Genomic DNA, 23,935 nt, shown 5'->3' with positions numbered 1-23,935 from the left:
ATATCGGAAAAACAAAAAGCCGCTCGATTGAGCGGCTTTTTATTTTTGGAGCGGGAAACCGGGTTCGAACCGGCGACCTCAACCTTGGCAAGGTTGCGCTCTACCAACTGAGCTATTCCCGCAATTGACCCGGTAGCATTGCTACCGGGTCGTATTGGCATCCCCAAGGGGAGTCGAACCCCTGTTACCGCCGTGAAAGGGCGGTGTCCTAGGCCTCTAGACGATGGGGACAGAAACTTGCACTTCGACCTTGCGATCCGGTGCTGCCATGCTGCCCATGGCAATGCCACTGATTTCTCGGTGGCGTGCTCTCCGAGTTGACTAGAGATCACCTCGCAAAGCAGAAAATTGGAGCGGGAAACCGGGTTCGAACCGGCGACCTCAACCTTGGCAAGGTTGCGCTCTACCAACTGAGCTATTCCCGCAATTGACCCGGTAGCATTGCTACCGGGTCGTATTGGCATCCCCAAGGGGAGTCGAACCCCTGTTACCGCCGTGAAAGGGCGGTGTCCTAGGCCTCTAGACGATGGGGACAGAAACTTGCACTTCGACCTTTCGATCCGGTGCTGCCATGCTGTCCATGGCAATGCCACTGATTTCTCGGTGGCGTGCTCTCCGAGTTGACTAGAGATCATCTCGCAAAGCAGAAAATTGGAGCGGGAAACCGGGTTCGAACCGGCGACCTCAACCTTGGCAAGGTTGCGCTCTACCAACTGAGCTATTCCCGCAATTGACCCGGTAGCATTGCTACCGGGTCGTATTGGCATCCCCAAGGGGAGTCGAACCCCTGTTACCGCCGTGAAAGGGCGGTGTCCTAGGCCTCTAGACGATGGGGACAGAAACTTGCACTTCGACCTTTCGATCCGGTGCTGCCATGCTGTCCATGGCGATGCCACTGATTTCTCGGTGGCGTGCTTTCCGAGTTGACTAGAGATCATCTCGCAAAGCGGAAATTTGGAGCGGGAAACCGGGTTCGAACCGGCGACCTCAACCTTGGCAAGGTTGCGCTCTACCAACTGAGCTATTCCCGCGTGGCATCCCCAAGGGGAGTCGAACCCCTGTTACCGCCGTGAAAGGGCGGTGTCCTAGGCCTCTAGACGATGGGGACCCAGAAACCTTCTGTCGTTTCGCTCCACCTTTGAGTGTAGCCCTGCGTCAGAAGTGGGGCGCATTCTATGGATCACCGCTAAACCTGTCAACACTCTTTTTGATTTTTTTTCTTTTGTTGTCAGACACTTACAAAACCCAGCCATTTCTGGAGTGCATTCTAGTACCGCTCTGTGCCAGTTCCCTCGAGCACCAGCGCGTGCAGGTGCAACTCTTCCAGAAATTGGCGGATACGCTTCGCATTGGTACCTAAGTCACTGACCCCGACTCGGGAGCTGGAACGCACATCGACTTTGGAGCCACCACCCACGTCAGCGCTGACCCGTACAACGATATCGTCCGTAAAACCGAGGATCGGTGTTTTCGCTACAGCCTCCAGGTGGCCCCGCTGAGGCTCATAGGAAACCACTTTCCAGCCCAGGTCTTCGGCCACTTCAGCAGCGATCTCAGTGGTACGAGCTATCGGGAAGTCCACGTGCAACGGCATTATATCGGCATATATATCTGCCTCCCGCTGCAATTCGGCCACCTTCTCTCCACCGTATTCGGCACTGTTGTCGCCTTTCTGGCGCAACTTCAATACCTCTTGATACTGGGGGGGATTGCGGGTATCGGTACTGATGTCGTGAATTCTTGGCACATCGAAGTTGCCCTTGCCTACGGTTACCAGAGGTATTGCCACCGGCAGCAGTCCGAGCAACGCCGCCCACAGAGCATTGCTGCGCACCAACGGCTTGCTCTTGCTCACTCCCCAGACAAAAACAAACAGGCTCAGTAGCGCAATTGCCAAGGCTGCACCGCCAGAAAACACAAATATTTTGAAAACCACAGAGAAGTGCAGCAACCCGTAACGCAAAGCGGCAGCCGCAAGGACGATCAGCAGTAACAGAATCCACTGCACCCGCAATAGCCAATTACTCCAGTGTGATTCCGTCACTCAGTGTCATCCTCCGTTTCATCACTGCCCTGGTCCAGCTTCACCGATAGAGAGTTCACACAGTAGCGAAGTCCCGTATCGGTGGGGCCATCGTCGAACACATGACCGAGATGGGCATCGCACTTACTGCAGCGAATCTCTACACGCTGCATACCGTAGCTGCTGTCAGGCAGCTCCTTCACCGCACCTTCATAATGCTCCGCATCAAAGCTGGGCCAACCACAACCGCTCTCAAACTTTGACTGCGAGCCGAATAAAACCTCGCCACAGCAACGACAACGATAGACGCCATCGTCAAAAACATCCCAATATTCGCCGCTAAACGGCGCCTCTGTCCCACCTTCCCGGCAGACCTCAAACTCCTCATCTGTAAGCTTATCCCGCCAGTAGTTCTCATCCATCTGTTTTGACATACTCTAGTGTTTCCGTAATCAATTGGGGTTTCCGGTCAGGCGTCACTTTGTGGCAATGCCTATATGTATCGGTTCCCGGTTTCCCGCAGGAGTGGTACCTACCGCTGGTGGACATTACCCGGTTTTCGCGCACTGAACTCGCGGCCCTGGGCCGCTCCTGCTCTGCAATAGAGCTTCCAGGTCACCATGAAGGACATCAATAAATCAGAAAAACTGCACGGCGTCTGCTACGAAATTCGCGGCCCCGTGATGGAGCAGGCCCAGCGCATGGAAGAGGAAGGCCACCGCATCCTCAAGCTGAATATTGGCAACCCTGCCCCCTTCGGTTTTAACGCCCCCGACGAGATTATCCAAGACGTCATTCACAATCTCTCTGAGGCACAGGGCTACGTCGAGTCCAAAGGGCTCTTCGCTGCGCGTAAGGCCATTATGCAAGAGTGCCAGACCCTGGGTATCCCGGGTGTCGAGATTAACGATATTTACCTGGGCAACGGCGTCTCCGAACTGATTTCCATGAGCACCCAGGCCCTTCTCAATAATGGCGACGAAATGCTGTTGCCAATGCCCAACTACCCCCTGTGGATGGCCGCCACCAACCTCACCGGTGCCAAGCCGGTTCTCTATCGCTGCGATGAGGAGTCCGGATGGCTGCCTGATATTGAGGATATCAAAGCAAAAATCACTTCAAAAACCCGGGGCATAGTGGTTATCAATCCCAATAACCCCACTGGCGCCGTTTATCCCCGGGAACTACTGGAGGATATTGTCGAGGTTGCCCGCAGTCACAACCTGGTGATCTTCGCCGATGAGATTTATAGCAAGATTCTCTACGACGATGCGGAATTTACCCCGATGGCCAAACTGGCCCCGGACGTGCTCTGCCTGAGTTTTAATGGCCTTTCCAAGTCCTACCGCCTGGCCGGCTTCCGCTCTGGCTGGATGGTTATCAGCGGCACCAAACACAGGGCCAAGGGCTTTATCCAGGGGATGGAAATACTCGCCTCTATGCGCCTGTGCGGCAATGTACCCGCCATGTTCGCAGTACAAACCGCTCTCGGTGGCTACCAGAGTATTAACGATTTGGTCCTGCCCGGCGGGCGCCTGCGCCAACAGCGAGATATGGCCCACCGCATGCTCAATGACATTCCCGGTGTGAGCTGTGTCAAACCTAGCGGTGCTATCTACTTGTTTCCCAAGCTGCATCTGGATCATCATAAGATCGAAAATGACGAGCAGCTGGTGCTGGATTTCCTGCGCCAGGAAAAAATACTACTGGCTCAAGGCAGTGCCTTCCACTGGGATGCACCGGACCACTTGCGCATTGTCTTCCTGCCCCGTGCCGACGACTTATCGCATGCGATGGAACGCTTGGGCGACTTTTTAGAGCGATATTCCTGCTGATGCTGGACGATTTACATATTCACGATTTTTACCGGGATGCCGGCAGGGTACTGCTGGCAATGTTTAATCAATTCCCGGTACCGGCAACCGTTTACGTGGAAGATATTTCCGGCCCCGACTCACCGGATGAGTACGGGCTGCACTCCCCCCGCCATTTAGCCTGCCTGGGGTCCATGACCTGGCTTAAGCAGAGTGGCTATATCAGCTTTTCCCAGCTGGTGCGCCAGGAGGCGATGGAGGATGCGGTATTAACCCACAAGGGTTTCCTGCTAATGATTAATGCCGGAGTTGAGTCCGGACAGAGCAACGCCCAGTTGCTCAACAGCGCTGTGCGCGAGGGATCATCAGGCCAGTTGCAGGCGCTGATGGAGCGCTTAATGCGGGAGTTTGCCGCGCTGTAAGAGGCTCCTTAATGCGCGGCATTGGCAATCGTCATTACTGGGATTGGCGACGATATTTAACGTGCAACATTTTTAGGGCAGCATCCGGGTCCCGATCAGGGAAATCCGGGTTCTGCTCCAAGCGCGCTACAACTTCATAACCGCTGTCAGATCCGAGGATTAACTCCCTAAACTGGGCTTCGCTGTGCCGGGGAGAGTTGATCACCATCAGCAGATCCGCCTCAGCGGCGAGACAAGCGGGCAGCTGCCTCAGCAACTTTTCATAATTCTGACTGACATCGAAGCGACCTTTTTGTCGCGTCGGCGGATCGACAATGCCCAGGTCAAAGGGGCCGCGACGGTCGAAGCGCTTGAATTGACGCAGTGCATCGAATTGCAGGAACTGAACCCCTTTGAGCGACAGCCCATTAACCTCGTGATTTTCCCGTCCGCGATTTAAAACACCGCGATTGACATCCACATTGACAATATCGATATCACCTGCCGCTCGCGCGACCGCAGAAAAGGCACAGGTGAAAGCGAAAAGATTGAGCATTTTTGCCGACGTTTGCCCAGCTCTTGCACGCACCTGCTCTTCAAGCCAGGCCCTGCCCGGCTCAATATCCAGGAAGAAACCCACATTTTGTCGATCAAACGTGAGGGGGAATTTAAGGTCTCCACGCTGCGCGACCGGGTCTGTTACCGGCTCACCAAAGTGCCACTGTAAAGGTGCCCCAGGGAGATAGCGTCGCTGCGCAGCGACCCCCTGATAACCTCGCGCCTCGGCCATTTGCCAGAGTTTTTCACACAGCTTTACTTCACCTTCATATTCTTCAAAAAAAGTCACCAGCAAAGCGGGGAAAAAGCTGTCGACGCAAACCTGCTCCAAACCCTCATAGCTGCGACCCCGGCCGTGAAAAAAACGACGGCTGTCGCCAACATTTTGTCCTAGTTTATTTTCTACCTGCTCCAGCAGTAACTGCCAATCTGCACTCATCGCTTATTGAATATCCCCGTTACTCAGTGGATAAAGAATGGCATCCCGGTAGCCGGTAACCACTCGAATAAAACCACTCCACCGTTTATCAAGCTTGGGGTTACCGCTATCGATTAATAGCGGGCGCCCATGCAATTCCGTAATTTTTGTTTTAGTTGCAACCACGATTAAATTATCGCGCCCAACGCGCCGCAGTACATTGGCTGACAATTGTTGGTTACCCCGGCCAATTAAATGACCCTGGCCACCAATGGCGGTGAGAATGATTTTTACCGGCCCGCTGTGATCGGCAATAGCCTGTTCAATTTGAGGCGCACTGACATCCAACTGCAACAACTGGCCATCCAGTAATAAATCCACCCCCAACAGTGTCCCCTCACAGCCCAACTCGCTGAGGATTGCCAATGTAGTAGAGCCTGGGCCAACGACATACAGGGTTTGCGGGTCCAGGTCTTCGGTAATCTCTGCGGCGATATCCGCAACTGCCAGCTCTTCCACTTCGCGGCCGGCATTTTTTACCGCCTGTAAAAACTGACCTTCCTGGGGCACCAGCAATTCGCCGTAGTAACGCGTGGTTACCCGCCCACTGCGGAATGATTGCTCATCAATATCCCGCACTTCACGCTCAGCGAGGTCCACCAGCTGCCCCGCCATCAGACGGCGCAAAACCTCACCACCCGCTTTAGGGGAAATCGCAAAACAGGCGGAATGCATTTTCACTCCGGCGGGAATACCCAGTACCGGGAAATTATCTCCCAGGGCATTGACGATATTTCTCGCAGTGCCGTCACCGCCAATAAAAACAATGAGGTCTGCACCATTGTTGCGGATTGTGGCTGCTGCACGCTCTGTATCTTCCGGTGAGGATGGCGAGCACTCAGCCACGCCCACTTCACAGACAGAAAAACCGAGTTTACGAGCTGTACTGGCCCCCATATCGCCGGCAAAGCACAGGATTTCCAGCTCATCCTTATAGGGTTTTAACTCCTCAAGGGCCAGCGCCGCACGCTGATTTGCCTGGGGTTCGATACCTGCGTCCAGCGCGCGTTGCACGGTTTCGGCACCATCGCTCCCCTTGAGACCTGCCGGGCCGCCAATGCCAGCCCAGGGGTTAATGATTAAACCAAGCTTTTTTACTTGTTTACTTAACTGCACGCCAACCCCAACACTTCCAGTTGCCGCTTCTCTTCGTCACCCAAAGTCTGGGCTGAAGTTTTGTAGTGACTGAACTCCAGGCGCTCGGGGTACTCTTTACGCAGCAAATCAAAAGCCTTCTCCATCGGCACATCACCTGCTGCAGCCGCGCGCAGGCGGCGATCGTCCGCGCGGGGGTTGTACATCTGCAACAGTAATTCTGCTGCTGAGTCTCCCGTGATCGCTTTAGATGTAACAGCCGGCTGACATTCCGCAGACAGAGGTGCAATACCCAATTCCCGGCACAAGGCCTCGCGAATCATACGGGTGCCGGCCAGCTTTCCATCCAGGCTGTAACCGGCAATATGCGGTGTCCCCAGGTCAACATGCTGCAATAATTCAGTATCGATATCCGGTTCGTTCTCCCATACGTCCAATACGGAAGTAAAACGCTTGCCCCGCTGGATTTCCGCCAGCAGTGCCCGGTTGTCAACCACCCCACCCCGGCCGGCGCTAATCAAGACGCTGCCATCGCGAAGCTGGCGCAACTGCTCTGCTCCAATCATATGGAAACTGGGGTAGGTGCCGCCCTTAACCAGCGGTGCGTGAAGGCAAACAATATCCTGGCTCAGCACCTTTGCCAGCTCACTCGCATCCGGGTTTTCCGGTAGCCAAGGATCGTAAACTGCGCAGGAAACCCCGAGGGCATGCAAGCGCTGCTGCAAAAGCCCGCCAACATTGCCGCAGCCCACTATGCCGAAGCTGCGCCCATGCCAGTCAATTTCCAGTGCGGCCAGGGTGCAGAAAACATACTCCACCACGGAGTTGGCATTGCAGCCAGGCGCGGCGCTCCAGAAGATCTCATTGCGTTCCAACCACTGGGTATCCAGGTGATCAGTGCCTATGGTGCAGCTGCCAACAAAGCGCACCCGAGTCCCCTCTAGCAGACTTTGATCAACCTGGGTGACCGAGCGCACCAACAAAATATCCGCATCAATTAATTGTTCTCGGCTCAAGGTGCGGCCGTGGTAGCGCTCCAGCGTTCCCAGATCACCGAAATACTCCTCCAACGCAGGAATATTCTCATCGGCGACAATTTTTAATCCCGCACTCTGTGCAGCGCTATCCGTCATGTAAGTTCTCCATCAACACCCGCTAAGGTGCGTTCAATCTTCTTGCTCAGGCCGCCGATACCAAATTCCTCCGCCAGGGCTCGGGCCAGATAGACATCCACCGGCTGTGGGCACAAATCTGCCAGCTTTATATCCAGGGGAACCCGCTCCTCAAGACTGGTCAGGCGCTTGGCGAGGTGCAGCTGCTCTTCGTATTCCTCTATCCGGGCCACCAATCCCTTGGCTCCGCGAATGGGCATTGTGGCAAGGGTATCGAGCTGCTCCAGCAACATTTCTATAGTGTCGAATGTCTCTAACAGGCGTGCCGCTGTCTTTGGGCCAACGCCGGGTATCCCGGGAATATCATCGCTGGTGTCTCCCACCAGGGCCAGATAGTCGGGAATCTGTTCCGGGCGCACACCGAACTTTTCCCGCACGCCCTCGCCATCCAGGTGCCGGTCGTTGGCAAAATCCCACAGGGATACAGCGCCCCGAGCCAGCAGCTGCCCCAGATCCTTGTCCCGGCTCACGACCACTGGGTTATGCCGGTGCAGCTTCCGAGTTAACGTGGCCAGTATGTCATCGGCCTCGTAGCGCTCACTGGAAAAGCTGGCAATACCCAGTACCTCAGCCATTTCTCGGCACGCTGCGAGCTGGAAAGCCAGGGCTTCATCTGGCAATGCGCGACTGCACTTATAGTCCGGGTAAATCTCATTGCGAAAACAGCTTCCCAATGATTCGTCGAAGGCGCAGGCAATATAGCTCGGTTGTCGCGCCAACATATCCAACAGGAAGTTAGTAAAGCCGTAAACGGCTTCAGTGGAGTAGCCACTGCGACTTTCCCAGTTGGGCGGCAGCGCAAAGTAGTAGCGAAAAATATATACCGATGCGTCTATGAGATAACTGTTCAAGAGAGATCCGCCAATTGGTAGCTGCCCCGGTCAAAAGGATTGGGACAACCGAATTCCTTCATCAGGGCTTCGGCGAATGCACAGGCCCGAGGGTTGGGCCGGGTATCACAATAGTCCAGAACTTGCTGCCAGATGGCCTTTTTAAACGGGTCGCTGGCGCCCAATCCATTCTCCAGATTGTCGGCGCTCACGCGGAACTTGAGTCCGCAAGCCCGTGCAAAGATCCATTCAAGGGCCTGTGGCTTGACCTCTACCTGCTCGAACTCAGCCTGCTGGTCGGCACTGCGACCATCCGGCGCATACCAGTAACCGTAATCTGGCAACTGCCGCCGGGCCTCTCCGGCGACACACCAGTGCGCGACTTCATGCAAAGCGCTGGCGGCATAGTCCAGGGTGAACTCTACCTGGTGGTAGGGTTGACCTTCCCCCCTGGGCCGGTAATAGGGCTCGCAAAAGCCCCCGCGAAGTCGGGTATTGAGCCCATTTGGGTCTGAAAAACAGTGATCGAAGACTCTGACGATACGATCAGCCATTGGCAGTTTCGTAGGAACAGAAGCCATTTCTGCGGTTGCAACAGGCAAGGCGTTCTCCGGGATACCTCAAAGGCGGGGACTATATCAACGCCTGCGCCCCGATCAAAGCGCAGGCGCTTGCGGGGCGCAAAAGGCGCTGGTTGTATTTCGGCAAATCAACATATACCTTTAGGAACAGGGATGCCGCAGAGGGCGTGTCCTTCTAGCGTCTCCCCGAGGAGGGAATTAAAGCAATCAAACACCCTCCTGCCCCAGTCTTCCTTCAGAGGTAGGGCATTTCGCTGTCGCACCTTCATCTGACGTGGAGATGGTATACAACCGGCCCTGCAAGGAGGTGTTCCATGACAGACCACAGTATCAACAATGTGGTTGACCTCTTCACCGGCGAGCCCATCGAAACTTCTGCGGACAGGCGCTTTATTCGCCTATCGCCGGAGCTAGACGGCTTGGAAATGCTCTACTCCAACAACTCCAGCGGCACAGATCTATATAGCCTGAAAGTTTTATGCTGGGGTCTCAAAGCAAATGGCGAGGTCGTAGGCCTCGTTCCCTGGTTAAACACCATAGTGGCCTGTCCCGACATCAAGGACCCTCTCGACGGACGCTTTGAGGGCTACTATGACCCCGGCATTGAGGAAATCTTTCATCAGCCCCCCATTCACAAGATCGTCGAGCTGGAGACTGCGGCGGAATACTTTGAATACGAGAGCAATAAAGCTGAGGAAGTACTCCAGGAGATCCCCGACACCATCGGCACCCACGCTGTGTTTATGGATGAACAGCGCGAGAACCTGACACTGATTGAGGTCGTCAGCTGGAGGTTGCACGCCGACGGGGAGATTCACGGCATGCTAATAGACCACGATATCGTTGAAACCACTCCGGTTTTACCGGGGGATCACTGCCTGTACCCCGCGCAGGAGAGCGAGGGATTCCGGTACTTTTTCCAACACCATATCGCTAACAAAATTAAATCCGAGGACCCCGAAGCCCTGGCCGCTATCGCTGCCCTGGTGACAGCTCCCTAGGGACTGTTGGGTCTTAATATTCAGGAGTGTGCCAGCCCCCGCCAATGGCATGGGGGCTGGAGCAACCGCGACCCGCTATTCCGCTTTTTTAATCCAGTAGACAAATTCGTCATTTTCCTCTGCGTGCTGCACCAGCTCATATCCAAGAAATTGGCAGAACTTGGGCACATCCCGCTGAGTAGAGGGGTCGGTAGCAACCATTTTCAACACTTCACCATCGGCGACATTGCGCACCGCTGAATGCAGCATCATGACGGGTTCCGGGCACAGGAGGCCACGGGCATCTAAGGTGTGATCTGACTTCATAAGTATTATTGTGCGCAATTTTACCGCCGTCGTCATCTCCAGAGGCATGAGGGCCACGCGGTAATTCCCCTGCGCCCGCACTAAAATCCTCATAGGGCTTACGCAATTCGGGCTGACAATGATCTATGTGTTGATAGAACGGGAAATTGCGGCAGAAATGCAGGGCAGCTATGAAGAGGCCGCCCGCAAAATCCTCACTTGCGCCTACCGCACCGTAGGCTTTATCGAGGGGCAGACCTATATCGAGAAGGGCAATCCCTTGCGGCGCTTCACACTCTCCAAATGGCAATCTGAACTCCATTGGCAACACTGGTATACTAGCCAGGAGCGCCGTGCACAGATGAATCTACTCAACCCACTGATGGTGCGGGAAGAGCGCATTACTGTCCTGGAGATCGCAGCATAAACTGGGCAGCCAATTCTACTGCGGATTGCCAATGCTGAAGTTGGTTAAAACCGCTGGCGCGACGGGGTTTAAAGTCGTGATCGCCATCTTCCAGCCACTCGACCTCAATGGTGTTCGCCAATCCGTAGCCTTCTACCTCAGCCCGACTGCCTAATGGGTCCCGATCTCCCTGTATCACCAAGGTCTGGCAGCGAATATCCACCAAGTGCTCGGTACGCAGCTTTTCCGGCTTGCCCTGGGGGTGAAAGGGATACCCCAGGCATACGGCACCGGCAATCGTCTTCTGCCCCCAGTATTCATCCGCCAATAGACTCGCCACGCGCCCGCCCATGGACTTACCACCGATAAACAGGGGCAATTCGGAGCCTAGCTGGACGATTTGCTCGCGAAAAGACTCTTGCAGCTGGGGCATGGTATTGGGTGGCCGCTTACTTCCCCCGGTGCGCCGCTGCGCCATATAGGGAAACTCAAAACGGACAACTTCCACACCCTGCTCACACAGCCCCTGCGCCAGGAACTGCATAAACTCACTATCCATCGGCGCCCCGGCGCCATGAGCAAACAGAAAGCGCGCACGGGGCTCACTCGGGCTATCGATTAACCATTCAGACATCGGGGGGCAGGTCCTCGGCCAGGACCAGGTTTACGGTTTCTTCACCGGGCTCAAACCAGATCACCACTTGGCCGGATTGCAGCTGGCGACGCAGGCTGGCAACTTTGTCCACCAGTTCCACTTCACGCTCACCGTATTCGGTGCCCTCGCGAGTGGCGTACTCTTCCAGCAAACTTTGCAGGGTATCGGCTTCTAGTTGTTCGAAGGGAATAATCATACAGCGACTAATTCAGGTAGGCTGGGAGCAGCCATAGCCACCCCCAGAATATTGTAAAACGATCAGGACTTGGGTTTGCGGAAGCGCAGGGTCATACGATCGCTCTCGCCGATAGCGAGATACTTTTCACGGTCCTCTTCACCCAAGCGCATTACCGGTGGTAAGGTCCATACGCCTTTAGGGTGGTCAGCAGTGTCTTTGGGGTTCGCATTTACCTCGCTGGCCTCTTCGAACTCAAAGCCCGCTTTTTTAGCCAGGTCGATAACATATTCCTGGGTGACATAACCACTTTTCACCATATCTTCCAGGCTGGTACCTGGCTTGGCACGGTGCTCAACGATCCCCAGAACACCACCGGGCTTCAGCGCGGCAAAAAAGCTGGCAAAAGCTTCATCGGCATAATCGCGATACATCCAGTTGTGTACGTTGCGGAAAGTTACTACGGCATCGGCACTGCCTGCCGGAGCAATCTCGCGACCGGTTTGCGGGGCAAACTCAGTCACAATCACTTTCTTGTAGGCCTTATCATTGGCAGCCAGCTTCGCTTTGAAGTTCTTCAGGGAGCGCTTGAAGTAGTCGGACTCACTATTCTCGGGGAAGTGCGCCGCATATAAGGTCCCTTCCTTGCTCAGGTAGGGCCCCAGAATTTCGGTGTACCAACCGCCACCCGGAGTAATTTCCACTACCGTCATATCCGGCTCGATCCCCATAAACTTCAGGGTCTCCGCTGGATTGCGGTACTGATCACGGGCGACATAATCCTTGTTGCGATGATCCCCCTTAATGGCAGCAGAGAAATCTGCAGCCTGGGCTGTGCCCGCCAAAGCCAAGGCACCGGCCAGGGCCACCAGGGATTTCTTAAAATTGCTCGTCATAGTTTTTCCTGTGTTGTTATCGTTGGTCCAACTTCGTTTGCACACTGTCGATCTTATCCTGCATAGATTGCTCGCGATCAATACGAGTTCCCAATTTCAGACTGGAACTGATTCGGTCGGCGCCCATTTGATGTACCCGCTCGTGGCACTCTTTAACTGCCGCCATCACCTTATCCCAGTCCCCCTCGATATTGGTACCGTATGCGTGCAGGCGATAGGAAAGCCCCGCCTCTTCCAGCACCCGCTCACACTCAGCAACGTATTTACTGACGGAAACACCAACGCCGATAGGGATCACACATAAGTCCGCAATCACGTTCATCAACAGTCCCTCGTTAAAGTACTTGGATAATGGTTTCAAAATAACGCTTTTGAGATTGGCCGATAGAGTTATTCGACGAGATCCTATTACAATGTCAGCTCAACGTCTCTCGTGAAGCAAAGGAACCCTATATGCAACAGCATCTCGTTATCTCCATGATCTCTGATGACAAGCCCGGTGTCGTGGAAAAGCTTTCAGCAGTTATCGCAGATAACGGCGGCAACTGGGAAGACAGCCATATGGCCCACTTCGCTGGGAAGTTTGCCGGAATCCTGCGGGTGGCGGTGCCCGCAGATAAAAGTGAGACACTAAAAGAAGCGTTGTCAGCCCTGGCAAACGCAGGCTACAACCTGGTTATTGAAGATGCCATTGCAGTATCCGCCAAACCCCAGCAAACGCTGACGCTGAAACTGGTTGGCAACGACCGTCCCGGCATAGTCCGCGAGATCTCGCGCGCCCTTACCGCCCACCATATCAATATGGAGCACCTGGAAACCACTTACGGCAGTACTCCCTGGAGCGGTGAGCCCCTGTTTAATGCCGAGTGCACCATCAGTGTGGCCGAAGACATAGATCTCGACGGCTTGCGTGACGATCTGGACCAGATTGCCAATGAACTTGGGGTCGAGATCGATTGCGAGGAGATCGCCACCCCCATCTAATTGTGGAATAATCCGCAGCCGTACAGGGCCGGGCACTGCTGTCCGGTCTAGCTAGAAGTCTCTCCAGCGCAAACGCCACCTCATGTTCAAGATTGTTCTATACCAACCTGAAATAGCGCCAAATACCGGCAATATTATTCGACTTTGTGCCAATACCGGGGCAGAGCTGCACCTTATCGAGCCCTTGGGTTTCGATATGGATGACAAACGCCTGCGTCGCGCCGGCCTCGACTACAGCGAGTACAGTCGCGTGGTGCGCCACAAGGACTGGCAGACCTTTATCGATAGCGAACAACCCGCCAGGGTGCTGGCGCTCTCCACCAAGGGAAGCAAAAGCCATACCGCGATCGAATTCCAGGCGGATGACGCCATTGTGTTTGGCCCGGAGACCCGGGGGCTACCCGCAGAGTTCCTGCAAGCAGTAGGGGCCGAAAACACTTTGCGTATCCCCATGCGTGCCGAGAGCCGCAGTATCAACCTGTCCAATGCCGCCGCCATTGTTATCTACGAGGCTTGGCGACAATTGGATTTTAGTGGCGCCGTGTCCCAGCAGTAAGAAGTTCACCTGTTATGCAAAGTTCCCAAGCCCCAATCGGACTCTTTTACGGTTCCAGCACTTGCTATACCGAAATGGCTGCGGAGAAGATCCGCCAGTGTATCGGTCCTCAATGGATTGATATCCACAATATCGCAGAGGCGGATATTGGCCTCGCCGAAGACTACGACTTCCTTTTGTTCGGCATTCCCACCTGGGACTACGGCGAACTGCAAGAGGACTGGGAAAATATCTGGGACGACTTGGCCGCGCTGGACCTGCACGAGAAAAAGGTCGCGCTGTTTGGTCTGGGTGATCAGGAAGGCTACCCCCAGTGGTTCCAGGACGCCTTGGGCTATTTGCATTCACAGCTCCTCGCCTGCGGCGCCCGTGCAGTGGGCTATTGGTCCGCAGAAGGTTACGAGTTTGAAGAGTCCAAGGGGCTAACCGCCGATGGTAGCCAGTTTGTCGGGCTGGCCCTGGACGAGGAGAACGAATTCGATCTGAGCGAGGAGCGTATCCAGCGCTGGTGCGCCCAGGTAATGCGCGAGTTTGGCTTGCAGGATGGGGGCTGACGGAAGTCTTATTGTGAGCGAACCGGACAAGAAGTACGCAGAAATTGAATGGCGTGAAGACGGCCAACCGCTGTCTCGCGCCTACGACGACATCTATTTTTCCAGCGCCTCCGGCCTAGAGGAAACCCGCTACGTTTTCCTGCAGCAAAATGCCCTGGCTGAACGCTGGCAACAGCTCGCGGAGAACGACACCTTTACCATCGCCGAGACTGGCTTCGGCACCGGCCTGAACTTTCTCGCCGCTGCGGAGCTTTGGCAGAAAACGGCCCCGGAAAGTGCTCGCTTGCACTTTATTTCGGTCGAGAAGTTCCCGCTGCGTCCCAGCGACCTGCGCCGGGCACTGGATCTCTGGCCACAACTGGCCCCGTTCGCCCAGCCTTTGATTGATAGCTACCCTCCCCTGCTGGCCGCCGGTATTCACCGACTGCACTTTGGTCCAATCAGCCTGACCCTGATTATCGGGGAGGCAAGTGAAGCCCTGAACAGCTTGCGCCTGCAAAGGGACAGCGATCACCAGGTAGACGCTTGGTTCCTGGACGGTTTTGCCCCAGCCAAGAACCCGGATATGTGGACACCAGAGCTGTTTAACAACATGGCCGCTCTGAGCAGTCCCAGCGCCACTTTCGCCACCTTTACCTGTGCCGGGCTGGTTAAGCGCGGACTCCGCGATGCTGGTTTTTCCCTGCGCAAGGTTCCCGGCTTCGGGCGCAAAAGAGAGATGCTGTGTGGCACTCTGGAGAGCCCACAAGTAAGCGAAACCAGAGAAACTCCGTGGCACCTGCCTCACCAGGAAAGCAAGCCTCCTAAAACCGTCGCTATTGTCGGCGCGGGAATAGCCAGTGCCACTATTGCCCGGGCACTGGCAGAGCGCGGCATCAATGTTCAGGTATTTGAGCAGGGTGAGGAACCCGGCTCTGGTGGTTCTGGGAATGACCAGGGAATTCTATACGCCAAGTTATCTCCCAAGCCCGGCCCCAACGGAGACTTCAATCTCCACGCTTTGATGTTTGCCCAGCGCTACTATCGCAGCCGCTGCTCTAAAGTGAGCCACTTCAGCGGTCTGCTTCAATTGGCGCAAACTGAGCGGGAACAGCAATTACAGAGTCAGGTTGCCGCCACACTGGCGGAGAGCGATGGGCAGCTATTGGCTGAACCTGTCAATGCTCGAGCGGCCAGCTCCCTGGCCGGCGTGGACCTACCCGTGGGTGGACTGCACTTTCCTCACGCCGGGTGGATTGAACCGCGCAAAGTCTGCGCCACTTTATTGCAGCACCCAAATATCAACCTGCACAGCAACAGCTTGGTAAAAGAGTTAGAGCGAGAATCGAGCGGTTGGTCAGTAAAAACAGACCGCAGTGATTTTCAATTTGATGCGGTAGTTCTGTGCGGTGCCAATGACATTCGCCAGTTTGCCCCTGCGGCGGTACTCCCCTTGAGGCCAATTCGCGGGCAGGTATCCAGAGCAGCCGCCACTGAAAACTCTTCGCAGTTGCAAATGGCTCTTTGCGGTGAGGGTTATATCACTCCAGCGTATCAGGGCCGCCAGAGCTTTGGTGCCACCTTTAAGCTCAAGGAGACCGCCACCGAGCTGCGGGATAGCGAGCACAGCGAGAACCTGCAAACCCTGGCGGAGCTACTGCCGCAAATAGCAGATGAGTTCTCACAACAGTCTCTCTCTGGCCGAGCGGCTTTGCGCGCAGCGACACCCGACTACCTACCCTTAGCCGGCCCCCTACCTATCTGGGACTCTATCAGCGATACCTATGTCGCACTGCGCAAGAACCGCAAGCAGTACGTCCCCGAGCGGGCTGGCTACCAGCAAGGTCTCTATGTAATGGGAGGCTTGGGTTCCCGTGGCTTTACCTACGCACCACTAACAGCCGAGGTACTGACTGCCTGGATGCTCAACGAGCCCCTTCCGGTCAGCGCAACCCTGGCCAAAGCACTGCACCCGGCTCGCTTTGCCATTCGCGATCTGGGTAGAAACCGGGATATCAAGTAGAGGGGACTCCAGTCTCCTTCTTCTCTGAAGACAGCAAGTTGGCACTGCCGGAACCACAGGCGACGATCGTCTTCATCGCCGCCTCAACACTCACGCCGGGCAGTATTTCTACGCACTCTGCCGGTACGTGAAACACAAACCCGGAGGTGGGTACCGGCGCTGTGGGCACATAGACAGTCATATCTCCATTGGGGTGTTGAGAAGTGACAATTGCGGTGACAGTGAGCGGATTATCAATGCCGTGAATGCGGACCTTGGCTACCGGCCCCGCCAGCACACCTTCACCACCGCCACCAATAAACTGGATCACCACATCTTTGATGGTGCTGTAACCCGGCGCCAGGCGTCCCAACCAGTGATCCACATGGCGGTGCAACCAGCTGCCAACACTGGTTTTCACCAACAAACCAATCGCGAAACAACCACCAAGGATCAGGGCTATCACCACGAGCCTGGCAAGGGTATTCTTAAATTCTGTATGCGCCTCAAGCCACACCACAGCGGGAGCTACAAGATCACTAACTTGACCGAACAGCCACTGAAACAGCAGGACAAAGATAGCTATAGGCAGCACCACTGCGAGTCCACCCAGCAGCGTCAAAGTGATAAAAGTTTTAATTCTGGTCATAGGCTATTGATGAACCGACTTCTCGTGAACAGCTGGATACTGTTATTGCTTTACGCCCTGTGGCCGCAAAGTGCAGCTGCAGAGACACAACTCCAGACAATCCCTTTTTCCATCCTGGAAGAGCGCCAGCGTGGAGGGGACCATTTCACCCAGGGGCTTTTCTACGATGGTCAACGCTGGTGGGAGAGCAGTGGTCGCTACCGCCGCTCCTGGCTCGCCGAGTATACCGACCCTGGGGCCAATCCAGTAAGACGCAAATGGCTGGCTAGGAATCGTTTCGCCGAAGGGCTCACAGTTCTCAACGATAAACTTTACCTGCTGACCTACAAGGCGGGAGAGGTCCATGTCTACCACGCAGACAAGCTCCAACATTTGAAGGTCATGCACTATCGAGGCGAAGGCTGGGGCCTCACCAGTAATGGCCAGCAGCTGATTATGAGTAATGGCAGTGGCGAACTGGTTTTCCGCGATCCCGATACTTTTGAGGTAGTGCGACACCTCAAAGTTCAAGGCGGAGGTAAAAACTGGTCCAGACTCAATGAATTGGAATTTGCCCAGGGCCTGATTTGGGCAAATATATGGCAAGAAAAACAGATTATTGCCATCGATCCGGAGAGTGGCCAGGTGCGCGGCATTATCGATCTCAGCGCTCTCAATCCGGCCGGCAGAAATCATCCTGACACCGTGGCCAATGGGATCGCCTGGGACAAAGCCAAAAATGGGCTTTGGGTAACTGGAAAGTACTGGAAACAGCTCTATTTGATTCGCCCTGCAGGACTGGGCTTTGAGCGTACCAGTAGAGTTTCTAACGCTGATCCGTAACGGTCAGCACCCCCCCATCCCGGAGATAGTCCATCGCAGACAACTGCAACTGCAAGCGATAGCCGTGCCCCCGGCTCTGTATGCTGACGCCTTCCAAACTCACCTCGCCGTCATACAGCGTAGTGAATTTCCCTTCTTCATTTTCCCACTGAATATTTTCAACTTTTTGCATGCCGGGTAACTCGAGAGTGACCACTGTGAACTCTTCCGGCAAAGGCTGTAGCTCAACCTGGGCAACACCCGATGCGGTCGCCAGGGAAAATGCCAGTTGGTTTTCCGGTGCTGTTTGCCACCCCAGGTGAGTGTCAGCAACAACAGATTGAACCAGATTATGTGGGGAGGTGGAGGCGCACCCCAGAAGTCCGGCAGGAACCGTCAACGACAACACAGTTGACAAAATCAATGTGCGCATAGCCCTATCCTTAGCTTGCCGCTGTGATGGCGTAGGATTATAACCCGCGAAATATGTCACAGGCGTAAAGCCGTCAATTTCATTCAATTTCAGCGGCATACTCATCAATAAACATACCACGCGCGATCGAGCCACAAGGTATACTCCCCGCCCATGAATTCCCCACAACATATTCTCGAACACGTTTTTGGCTATACCGATTTCCGCGATCCTCAAAAAGCAGTTATCGACACACTGGTAGCCGGCAATGATGCCCTGGTATTAATGCCCACCGGCGGTGGTAAATCCCTGTGCTACCAGATTCCCGCCCTGGCACGCCCCGGGTGTGGAGTTGTAATCTCCCCCCTGATTGCCCTGATGCAGGACCAGGTAGAAGCTCTTCAGGAAGCCGGCATCCGCGCCGCTTACTTGAATTCATCAGTGGCCTACGACGAAATCCAGGCAATCGAAAACCAGCTATTACACGGTGAGCTGGATCTCCTCTATCTGGCCCCGGAGCGGTTGCTACAGCCTCGAACCCTGTCATTACTGCAAAGGGTGGAACTGTCGCTGTTTGCCATTGATGAAGCCCACTGTGTTTCCCAATGGGGGCACGACTTTCGCGCCGACTATCTGCAACTCAACTGCCTGCACGAGCAATTCCCCCGGGTACCCCGTATTGCCCTGACAGCGACAGCAGACAAGCGCACCCGTGCAGAAATTGCTCGCCGCTTGGACTTGGAAGAGGCCCGCCACTTTGTCAGCAGCTTCGACCGCCCCAATATCCAGTACCGCATTGAGCCCAAGGACAACCAGCGCCGCCAACTGCTGCAATTCTTACAAAACGGACACCAGGGCAACGCCGGGGTTATTTACTGCCTGTCCCGAGCCAAAGTGGAGAACACTGCGGAGTGGTTGAGCCAGCAGGGCTTCACTGCCTTGCCCTATCACGCCGGGCTACCCGCCGAGACCCGCGCCGAGCACCAGCGCCGCTTCCTGCGTGAAGAGGGCGTCATTGTTGTCGCCACCATTGCATTTGGTATGGGGATTGATAAGCCGGATGTGCGTTTCGTTGTTCACCTGGACCTGCCCAAAAGCATAGAAGCCTACTACCAGGAAACGGGCCGTGCCGGCCGCGATGGTGGGGCCTCAGTTGCTTTACTCCTCTACGGTCTCGAGGATGTGGTAAAGATCGGCCAGATGGTGGAGTCCTCAGAGGGCAGCGAAGAACACAAGCGCCAGGAACGCAGCCGCCTGAATGCCATGCTTGGGCTGTGTGAAATCACCAGCTGCCGCCGCCAGGCCCTGCTGGACTATTTTGCGGAACCACTGGACGAACCTTGCGGCAACTGTGACACCTGTCTGGAGCCACCTGCCACCTGGGATGCCAGTGAGGCAGCGGTAAAACTACTCTCCTGTGTCTATCGCACCGGACAGCGCTTTGGCGCTAGCCACGTGATCGATGTACTGCGCGGCTCCGAGAACGAGAAAGTCCGCAAATTCGAGCACGATCAGCTCTCCACTCATGGCATCGGCAAAGACCTGAGCGCAGCCGAATGGCGGGCGATGGTGCGGCAGTTGATTGTTCGCGGTTACTTAGAGGTAGAAGGTGAATTCCAAGGGCTGAGACTCACTGAAATTTGTCGCCCGCTGCTGCGCCGGGAGGAGACTCTCAACCTGCGCAAGCTTCCCCCAAAAGCCGCACGCTCGCAGAGCCGTGACAATCGCAGCCTGGATGATCTCAGCCCAGAAAACCAAGTGCTTTGGGAAGCCCTGCGCAACTGTCGCAAACAGTTGGCAGAAGAGCGCGGCGTGCCGCCTTATGTCGTCTTCCACGATGCGACTCTGCGCGGTATGGTACAAGCCCACCCGCAAACACGCAGCGAGCTATTAGCGGTCTCCGGCGTTGGAGACAGTAAGCTCGAACGCTTCGGCGATGCATTTTTGGCGGTTCTCAGGGATTTTCCCAAACACGAATAACTCCGAACAGTCGGGAGCTTTTCCCCAAAACACAGAGCTGTGTTACAAAGGGGCAAAGCAGTAGAACAATAATTGATAAACCCGACTGAGAGAGAACTATGAAAGTAATCGGCCACCTGATTAATGGCAACATGGTTAATGACACCGGTGCCGCAGGTAACTCCGAACTCCAAGAGGTCACCAACCCCTCCACCAACGAAGTGATCGCCCAGGTTTCGCTAGCCTCTAAAGCGACTGTTGAAGAGGCCATTAGTGCAGCTGAAGCAGCCTTCCCCGCTTGGCGAAACCTTCCGACGGCCAAGCGAGTACGAATTATGTACCGCCTGCGAGACCTGCTGCAGGAGAACGCCGCAAAGATCTGTGAACTGATTACCTTGGAACACGGCAAAGTCCTCGACGATGCGATGGGGGAATTACAGCGGGGCATCGAGAATATCGAGTACGTTTGCTCTACTCCGGAAATGCTAAAGGGCGAACACAGTAAAAATGTCGGGCCGGCAATAGACTCCTGGAGCGAATTCCAACCGCTGGGTGTTTGTGCCGGCATAACCCCCTTTAATTTCCCCGCTATGGTCCCCCTGTGGATGTGGCCCATGGCAATTGCCTGCGGCAATACCTTTGTACTAAAACCCTCCGAACGCACCCCCTCCTCTGCACTGTTTATCGCGGAGCTGGGTATAGAAGCCGGCATCCCTACAGGGGTACTAAATGTAGTTAACGGCGGTAAAGAGGCCGTCGATACACTCCTCACCGATAAACGTGTCCAAGCGGTGAGCTTTGTGGGATCGACTCCGATCGCAGAGTATGTCTACACCACAGGCACCGCCCATGGAAAAAGAGTGCAAGCGTTTGGTGGTGCCAAGAACCATGCGATCATCATGCCCGATGCCGACCTGGACAACGCTGCCGCTGCTCTGATGGGCGCAGCCTATGGTTCCTGTGGTGAACGCTGTATGGCCATCTCTGTCGCTGTAGCGGTAGGTAATGAAACCGCCGATGCCCTTGTTGAGAAGCTCAAAGTACAAATTGCTGATCTGAAAATCGGCGATGGTATGGACAGCCAAAGCGATATGGGGCCACTGGTAACCCGGCAACACTTACAAAAAGTGGAGAGTTATATTGCCGCTGGTATCGAAGAAGGTGCCGAGTTGGCTGTAGATGGGCGCAACCAAACCGTTTCCGGTTTTGAAAATGGTAATTATCTAGGTGCCTGCCTGTTTGATCGAGTTACTCCGGAAATGTCGATTCACAGCGGGGAGATATTTGGCCCGGTACTCTGTGTGATGCGTGTCGAGTCCATGCAAGAGGCAATGGATATTATCGATGCTCATGAATACGGTAACGGCACCTGTCTATTTACTCGCGACGGTGAGGCCGCACGCTATTTCAGCGACAATATTAAAGTTGGAATGGTCGGTATCAACGTACCTCTGCCGGTACCGGTAGCACACCACAGTTTCGGTGGTTGGAAGCGTTCATTGTTTGGTGACCTTCACGCATATGGACCCGATTCAGTGCGTTTCTACACCAAACGCAAAACCATCACCCAGCGCTGGCCTGCCAGCGGGGTTAGGGAAGGTATTCAGTTCAGTTTCCCCTCAAATCAGTAAGCACTGGGGTGGCAGCCCCACAGGTTTCCCCTTCAAAAAAAGTGCCCGATTTTGTCGGGCACTTTTTTCTTACTATAAAGAGTTCCCCTCCTGATCTACCGCATCCAGCTGACGGCCATCCGGGCCTCCATCTCTCGGCGGAATCAATACATCGATTTCTGGAGTCCCAGGTAACGCACTGGGATCAGTCAAAGCCCGGAGGAACTCAGCCAAAATTTCGATTTCGTCATCGGACTCGCCACGATTTGCTGGGCTATCACCAACCAAGTCCATGGTAAGCTGATAACCATTGGGTGCGACAATATCAACACAACCACTGCCCAAATACTCGAATTGCTCCAGCTCACACAAATCTGCAACAGTATCGGTCAAGGGTGTGCCAGTATCATCAACACCAAAATAACTTTGGATGGAATCCACAGTATTGAAGTAATGAGAGATATTTCGCTCTAAGCTGCCAAACTGTCCCGCGTGCCCCCATGGACCGGAAATGGAAACATTGAGAAGCGACGGCACCCTATATCTTTCCAAATCGCTACCATCTTCATTGGTACCGACTCCAATTTGTGGATAGCGAAACCCCCTGGACGTTTCCAAAGTAAAAAATGGCCCATCATGGCATTGTGCACAAGCAGTGTTGGTGTAAAACAGGATTCCACCACGTTTCTGCATCTCAGTCATGGCATCATCATTGCCATCAAGGAAGTCAAAGAAAGGGTTATCAATAAATAGCTGGGAAGCCTGGTAGGCAGCCAAGGCTTCAGACACCCGCAGGAAAGTTTTTTCGCTATCCCCAAAAGCGTCTTCGAAAAGTGAATCCCACTCATCACTCAAACCAGACGCAATGTTCTCGCGATAATCGCTATCACTGGCAAAGCTTCCCCGCTCACCCATTTCCTCTGCTGTAACTACAGGAAAGTGGGCCTGGGCCATCAACAGTGTCAGGGAATTACTGGCTATCTCTTCAGAAAAACTATTTACGTCATCAGAGACATCTCCATCATCAGTTCTGACCTGATTGGCTAAATAAGTAGCTTTATCCTCAATGTTGTTAATACCTGTTCTGAAACTGACTCTCCTATCCCAAAAAAGGCTATCCGACCAAATAGCAGAATTACAGGTGGGGGGCGAGTTACGCGGTAATAGCGGCATCAGATTACCATCGCTTCTACCGGGCCCCAATAAGTCAGGATTTACCGTATTTACACCAATCGGTAACGACAAACCATCACTGCCACAACCCAGTGTGGGGTGGTGACAAGATGAGCACGAAGAATCGTTATTTAAACTCAGGGATTTACTGTGAAATAAGCGCATTCCCAACTCAATAAGTACGGGATCTTCCTCTCTGCGCAGCCGCGCCACATAAGCTCTTAATGCGCCTACTCGATCTCCCAGGCTTATAACCTCTGCGGCAGCCCTAAGACACTCATTAAGGTTTTCTGTAGCTATATCCCATACATCGCTAACTCGCTCACCCGCCGTACATTCATCGAGACGTGCAATTGTTGTATTTACTTCTGCAAAGGTTGTATCGACGGAGGTGCCGTTATACCAGTCATCGTCTCGATCGCTATCCAGTGTCCTTGCAACATCCTCATTTGACGGCTCACTGTAGCTACCGTCACTGACTTTCACCGCAGCGCTGTAGCTATATTTTGTACCGCTGGACAAACCACTATCTTCGAACCGCTCAGCCTGCGTCTCCGCTATCTCTTCACCATCGCGATATATTAAATAGGAAACATCACCACTCTCATTTGGCTCCCAGGAGATACGGATAGTGGAAGCCGAAGTCGTGACGGCTATTAAGTTAGAGGGAGACTCCAAATCTGTAGAGACCTGCCCCCCACTGGAACCCGAGCTATCGTCACCTCCAGAGCTGCCACTGCTCCCTCCACCGCCACACCCCCAAAGCAGCAGCACTGTAAAAACAGCCAATATACGTGCATTTACAGACAGCAATAACTTTAAATACTTATTAAAAAATAAATTCATCTTTAGTTTTATTTATTGGTTAAATAAACAAGCTCTAAAT

26 protein-coding genes and 8 tRNA genes are annotated in these 23,935 nt (G+C 54.4%); 11 read left to right on the top strand and 23 right to left on the bottom strand.

Annotation, left to right across the window (positions count from 1 at the left end; all coding sequences use genetic code 11):
* Window positions 1-46: 46 nt before the first annotated feature.
* From ACJJI1_RS15510 to msrB, 10 genes are all read right to left on the bottom strand, one after another.
* Window positions 47-122 (bottom strand) — tRNA-Gly (locus ACJJI1_RS15510).
* A gap of 33 nt (window positions 123-155) precedes the next feature.
* A tRNA-Glu gene (locus ACJJI1_RS15505) sits at window positions 156-231 on the bottom strand.
* Between the two features lie 118 nt (window positions 232-349).
* Window positions 350-425, bottom strand: a tRNA-Gly gene (locus tag ACJJI1_RS15500).
* Between the two features lie 33 nt (window positions 426-458).
* Window positions 459-534, bottom strand: a tRNA-Glu gene (locus ACJJI1_RS15495).
* A gap of 118 nt (window positions 535-652) precedes the next feature.
* A tRNA-Gly gene (locus ACJJI1_RS15490) sits at window positions 653-728 on the bottom strand.
* Window positions 729-761: 33 nt separating this feature from the next.
* Window positions 762-837 (bottom strand) — tRNA-Glu (locus ACJJI1_RS15485).
* A 118-nt stretch (window positions 838-955) separates the two neighbouring features.
* Window positions 956-1,031, bottom strand: a tRNA-Gly gene (locus ACJJI1_RS15480).
* A gap of 1 nt (window position 1,032) precedes the next feature.
* Window positions 1,033-1,108 (bottom strand) — tRNA-Glu (locus tag ACJJI1_RS15475).
* Window positions 1,109-1,267: 159 nt separating this feature from the next.
* Entirely contained in the window at window positions 1,268-2,044 is a 777-nt protein-coding gene (locus ACJJI1_RS15470) for a DUF1499 domain-containing protein (protein WP_282933544.1), read from the bottom strand.
* Entirely contained in the window at window positions 2,041-2,457 is a 417-nt protein-coding gene (gene msrB, locus ACJJI1_RS15465) for a peptide-methionine (R)-S-oxide reductase MsrB (protein ID WP_413665066.1), read from the bottom strand. Before msrB ends, ACJJI1_RS15470 begins: the two co-directional genes overlap by 4 nt.
* 186 nt (window positions 2,458-2,643) lie before the next feature.
* On the opposite strand from msrB, the gene ACJJI1_RS15460 reads away from it, so the two are divergent.
* Window positions 2,644-3,858: a pyridoxal phosphate-dependent aminotransferase gene (locus ACJJI1_RS15460; RefSeq protein ID WP_108732567.1), complete on the top strand. Its 1,215-nt coding sequence runs from the start codon at window positions 2,644-2,646 to the stop codon at window positions 3,856-3,858.
* Window positions 3,858-4,259, top strand: coding sequence for a hypothetical protein (locus ACJJI1_RS15455; RefSeq protein ID WP_444957217.1), 402 nt, complete (start codon window positions 3,858-3,860; stop codon window positions 4,257-4,259). The genes ACJJI1_RS15460 and ACJJI1_RS15455 overlap by 1 nt, the downstream gene beginning before the upstream one ends.
* A gap of 34 nt (window positions 4,260-4,293) precedes the next feature.
* On the opposite strand, the gene ACJJI1_RS15450 is transcribed toward ACJJI1_RS15455, so the two are convergent.
* The 5 genes from ACJJI1_RS15450 to ACJJI1_RS15430 are packed head-to-tail and all read right to left on the bottom strand — an operon-like array spanning window position 4,294 to window position 8,973.
* Window positions 4,294-5,235: a class I SAM-dependent methyltransferase gene (locus ACJJI1_RS15450; protein WP_444957216.1), complete on the bottom strand. Its 942-nt coding sequence runs from the start codon at window positions 5,233-5,235 to the stop codon at window positions 4,294-4,296.
* A 3-nt stretch (window positions 5,236-5,238) separates the two neighbouring features.
* A complete protein-coding gene (locus tag ACJJI1_RS15445; protein WP_444894415.1) occupies window positions 5,239-6,390 on the bottom strand; it encodes an ATP-NAD kinase family protein in 1,152 nt (383 codons plus the stop codon).
* The gene (locus tag ACJJI1_RS15440; protein WP_413665062.1) at window positions 6,381-7,502 is read right to left on the bottom strand and encodes a 4-phosphoerythronate dehydrogenase; all 1,122 of its coding nucleotides are present in this window, start codon (window positions 7,500-7,502) and stop codon (window positions 6,381-6,383) included. The genes ACJJI1_RS15445 and ACJJI1_RS15440 overlap by 10 nt, the downstream gene beginning before the upstream one ends.
* On the bottom strand, window positions 7,499-8,392 hold the full coding sequence (locus ACJJI1_RS15435; RefSeq protein ID WP_444957215.1) for a 5'-3' exonuclease: 894 nt from the start codon (window positions 8,390-8,392) through the stop codon (window positions 7,499-7,501). Before ACJJI1_RS15435 ends, ACJJI1_RS15440 begins: the two co-directional genes overlap by 4 nt.
* Window positions 8,389-8,973: an elongation factor P hydroxylase gene (locus tag ACJJI1_RS15430; RefSeq protein ID WP_413665060.1), complete on the bottom strand. Its 585-nt coding sequence runs from the start codon at window positions 8,971-8,973 to the stop codon at window positions 8,389-8,391. The genes ACJJI1_RS15435 and ACJJI1_RS15430 overlap by 4 nt, the downstream gene beginning before the upstream one ends.
* Before the next feature lie 293 nt (window positions 8,974-9,266).
* Between ACJJI1_RS15430 and ACJJI1_RS15425 the strand changes: the two genes are divergently transcribed.
* Window positions 9,267-9,953 carry a hypothetical protein gene (locus ACJJI1_RS15425; RefSeq protein ID WP_108732560.1) on the top strand — a complete coding sequence of 229 codons (687 nt, stop codon included), beginning with the start codon at window positions 9,267-9,269 and terminating at the stop codon, window positions 9,951-9,953.
* Between the two features lie 75 nt (window positions 9,954-10,028).
* Here the strand turns inward: ACJJI1_RS15425 and tusA are convergent, their stop codons facing one another.
* Window positions 10,029-10,307, bottom strand: a complete 279-nt coding sequence (gene tusA / locus ACJJI1_RS15420) for a sulfurtransferase TusA (protein ID WP_444942551.1) — start codon at window positions 10,305-10,307, stop codon at window positions 10,029-10,031.
* A 70-nt stretch (window positions 10,308-10,377) separates the two neighbouring features.
* Between tusA and ACJJI1_RS15415 the strand changes: the two genes are divergently transcribed.
* On the top strand, window positions 10,378-10,665 hold the full coding sequence (locus tag ACJJI1_RS15415) for an antibiotic biosynthesis monooxygenase family protein (protein WP_413665059.1): 288 nt from the start codon (window positions 10,378-10,380) through the stop codon (window positions 10,663-10,665).
* On the opposite strand, the gene ACJJI1_RS15410 is transcribed toward ACJJI1_RS15415, so the two are convergent.
* The 4 genes from ACJJI1_RS15410 to ACJJI1_RS15395 all read right to left on the bottom strand — a co-directional run bounded on the left by ACJJI1_RS15410 (window position 10,640) and on the right by ACJJI1_RS15395 (window position 12,731).
* On the bottom strand, window positions 10,640-11,278 hold the full coding sequence (locus ACJJI1_RS15410) for an alpha/beta family hydrolase (RefSeq protein WP_444942217.1): 639 nt from the start codon (window positions 11,276-11,278) through the stop codon (window positions 10,640-10,642). The genes ACJJI1_RS15415 and ACJJI1_RS15410 overlap by 26 nt on opposite strands.
* Window positions 11,271-11,495: a YheU family protein gene (locus ACJJI1_RS15405; protein ID WP_444916617.1), complete on the bottom strand. Its 225-nt coding sequence runs from the start codon at window positions 11,493-11,495 to the stop codon at window positions 11,271-11,273. Before ACJJI1_RS15405 ends, ACJJI1_RS15410 begins: the two co-directional genes overlap by 8 nt.
* Before the next feature lie 62 nt (window positions 11,496-11,557).
* Window positions 11,558-12,370 (bottom strand): class I SAM-dependent methyltransferase, encoded by an 813-nt coding sequence (locus ACJJI1_RS15400; protein WP_444935462.1) that lies wholly within the window; start codon window positions 12,368-12,370, stop codon window positions 11,558-11,560.
* Window positions 12,371-12,386: 16 nt separating this feature from the next.
* Window positions 12,387-12,731, bottom strand: coding sequence for an MTH1187 family thiamine-binding protein (locus ACJJI1_RS15395; RefSeq protein WP_444942219.1), 345 nt, complete (start codon window positions 12,729-12,731; stop codon window positions 12,387-12,389).
* Between the two features lie 92 nt (window positions 12,732-12,823).
* Between ACJJI1_RS15395 and ACJJI1_RS15390 the strand changes: the two genes are divergently transcribed.
* The 4 genes from ACJJI1_RS15390 (at window position 12,824) to mnmC (ending at window position 16,466) form a co-directional block, all read left to right on the top strand.
* On the top strand, window positions 12,824-13,354 hold the full coding sequence (locus tag ACJJI1_RS15390) for a glycine cleavage system transcriptional repressor (protein WP_282933559.1): 531 nt from the start codon (window positions 12,824-12,826) through the stop codon (window positions 13,352-13,354).
* Window positions 13,355-13,436: 82 nt separating this feature from the next.
* On the top strand, window positions 13,437-13,910 hold the full coding sequence (gene trmL / locus ACJJI1_RS15385; protein ID WP_108732553.1) for a tRNA (uridine(34)/cytosine(34)/5-carboxymethylaminomethyluridine(34)-2'-O)-methyltransferase TrmL: 474 nt from the start codon (window positions 13,437-13,439) through the stop codon (window positions 13,908-13,910).
* Between the two features lie 14 nt (window positions 13,911-13,924).
* A complete protein-coding gene (gene fldB / locus ACJJI1_RS15380) occupies window positions 13,925-14,464 on the top strand; it encodes a flavodoxin FldB (RefSeq protein WP_444916615.1) in 540 nt (179 codons plus the stop codon).
* Window positions 14,465-14,477: 13 nt separating this feature from the next.
* A complete protein-coding gene (gene mnmC / locus ACJJI1_RS15375) occupies window positions 14,478-16,466 on the top strand; it encodes a bifunctional tRNA (5-methylaminomethyl-2-thiouridine)(34)-methyltransferase MnmC2/FAD-dependent 5-carboxymethylaminomethyl-2-thiouridine(34) oxidoreductase MnmC1 (protein WP_444957214.1) in 1,989 nt (662 codons plus the stop codon).
* Here mnmC and ACJJI1_RS15370 read toward each other — a convergent pair.
* Window positions 16,459-17,094, bottom strand: coding sequence for a DUF502 domain-containing protein (locus tag ACJJI1_RS15370; protein ID WP_108732551.1), 636 nt, complete (start codon window positions 17,092-17,094; stop codon window positions 16,459-16,461). The two genes, mnmC and ACJJI1_RS15370, sit on opposite strands and share 8 nt — an antisense overlap.
* A 9-nt stretch (window positions 17,095-17,103) precedes the next feature.
* Between ACJJI1_RS15370 and ACJJI1_RS15365 the strand changes: the two genes are divergently transcribed.
* Complete coding sequence (locus ACJJI1_RS15365; RefSeq protein WP_444957213.1) at window positions 17,104-17,916, top strand: glutaminyl-peptide cyclotransferase; 813 nt, start codon at window positions 17,104-17,106, stop codon at window positions 17,914-17,916.
* On the opposite strand, the gene ACJJI1_RS15360 is transcribed toward ACJJI1_RS15365, so the two are convergent.
* Window positions 17,900-18,328: a hypothetical protein gene (locus ACJJI1_RS15360; RefSeq protein ID WP_444957212.1), complete on the bottom strand. Its 429-nt coding sequence runs from the start codon at window positions 18,326-18,328 to the stop codon at window positions 17,900-17,902. The genes ACJJI1_RS15365 and ACJJI1_RS15360 overlap by 17 nt on opposite strands.
* Window positions 18,329-18,481: 153 nt before the next feature.
* On the opposite strand from ACJJI1_RS15360, the gene recQ reads away from it, so the two are divergent.
* A complete protein-coding gene (gene recQ / locus ACJJI1_RS15355; RefSeq protein ID WP_444957211.1) occupies window positions 18,482-20,287 on the top strand; it encodes a DNA helicase RecQ in 1,806 nt (601 codons plus the stop codon).
* A 98-nt stretch (window positions 20,288-20,385) separates the two neighbouring features.
* Window positions 20,386-21,897 (top strand): CoA-acylating methylmalonate-semialdehyde dehydrogenase, encoded by a 1,512-nt coding sequence (locus ACJJI1_RS15350; protein ID WP_444957210.1) that lies wholly within the window; start codon window positions 20,386-20,388, stop codon window positions 21,895-21,897.
* Window positions 21,898-21,969: 72 nt separating this feature from the next.
* Here ACJJI1_RS15350 and ACJJI1_RS15345 read toward each other — a convergent pair whose 3' ends face one another.
* Complete coding sequence (locus ACJJI1_RS15345) at window positions 21,970-23,895, bottom strand: cytochrome-c peroxidase (RefSeq protein WP_444957209.1); 1,926 nt, start codon at window positions 23,893-23,895, stop codon at window positions 21,970-21,972.
* Window positions 23,896-23,935: the final 40 nt, after the last annotated feature.

This window comes from Microbulbifer maximicatervae (SeqCode), from assembly GCF_052467065.1.
The sequence above is the reverse complement of the archived record's forward strand: the minus strand, read 5'-3'. Positions and strand labels throughout refer to the sequence as shown.

Excerpts from the sequence above, each read along its gene's own strand:
- ACJJI1_RS15405 (WP_444916617.1), bottom strand. The coding sequence starts at position 11,495 with ATGATTATTCCCTTCGAACAACTAGAAGCCGATACCCTGCAAAGTTTG.
- ACJJI1_RS15410 (WP_444942217.1), bottom strand. The coding sequence starts at position 11,278 with ATGTCTGAATGGTTAATCGATAGCCCGAGTGAGCCCCGTGCGCGCTTT.
- ACJJI1_RS15350 (WP_444957210.1), top strand. The coding sequence starts at position 20,386 with ATGAAAGTAATCGGCCACCTGATTAATGGCAACATGGTTAATGACACC.
- ACJJI1_RS15455 (WP_444957217.1), top strand. The coding sequence starts at position 3,858 with ATGCTGGACGATTTACATATTCACGATTTTTACCGGGATGCCGGCAGG.
- ACJJI1_RS15400 (WP_444935462.1), bottom strand. The coding sequence starts at position 12,370 with ATGACGAGCAATTTTAAGAAATCCCTGGTGGCCCTGGCCGGTGCCTTG.
- ACJJI1_RS15370 (WP_108732551.1), bottom strand. The coding sequence starts at position 17,094 with ATGACCAGAATTAAAACTTTTATCACTTTGACGCTGCTGGGTGGACTC.
- ACJJI1_RS15440 (WP_413665062.1), bottom strand. The coding sequence starts at position 7,502 with ATGACGGATAGCGCTGCACAGAGTGCGGGATTAAAAATTGTCGCCGAT.
- ACJJI1_RS15460 (WP_108732567.1), top strand. The coding sequence starts at position 2,644 with ATGAAGGACATCAATAAATCAGAAAAACTGCACGGCGTCTGCTACGAA.
- ACJJI1_RS15365 (WP_444957213.1), top strand. The coding sequence starts at position 17,104 with ATGAACCGACTTCTCGTGAACAGCTGGATACTGTTATTGCTTTACGCC.
- ACJJI1_RS15390 (WP_282933559.1), top strand. The coding sequence starts at position 12,824 with ATGCAACAGCATCTCGTTATCTCCATGATCTCTGATGACAAGCCCGGT.
- trmL (WP_108732553.1), top strand. The coding sequence starts at position 13,437 with ATGTTCAAGATTGTTCTATACCAACCTGAAATAGCGCCAAATACCGGC.
- ACJJI1_RS15425 (WP_108732560.1), top strand. The coding sequence starts at position 9,267 with ATGACAGACCACAGTATCAACAATGTGGTTGACCTCTTCACCGGCGAG.
- ACJJI1_RS15450 (WP_444957216.1), bottom strand. The coding sequence starts at position 5,235 with ATGAGTGCAGATTGGCAGTTACTGCTGGAGCAGGTAGAAAATAAACTA.
- msrB (WP_413665066.1), bottom strand. The coding sequence starts at position 2,457 with ATGTCAAAACAGATGGATGAGAACTACTGGCGGGATAAGCTTACAGAT.
- ACJJI1_RS15345 (WP_444957209.1), bottom strand. The coding sequence starts at position 23,895 with ATGAATTTATTTTTTAATAAGTATTTAAAGTTATTGCTGTCTGTAAAT.
- ACJJI1_RS15360 (WP_444957212.1), bottom strand. The coding sequence starts at position 18,328 with ATGCGCACATTGATTTTGTCAACTGTGTTGTCGTTGACGGTTCCTGCC.
- recQ (WP_444957211.1), top strand. The coding sequence starts at position 18,482 with ATGAATTCCCCACAACATATTCTCGAACACGTTTTTGGCTATACCGAT.
- ACJJI1_RS15415 (WP_413665059.1), top strand. The coding sequence starts at position 10,378 with ATGATCTATGTGTTGATAGAACGGGAAATTGCGGCAGAAATGCAGGGC.
- fldB (WP_444916615.1), top strand. The coding sequence starts at position 13,925 with ATGCAAAGTTCCCAAGCCCCAATCGGACTCTTTTACGGTTCCAGCACT.
- tusA (WP_444942551.1), bottom strand. The coding sequence starts at position 10,307 with ATGCCTCTGGAGATGACGACGGCGGTAAAATTGCGCACAATAATACTT.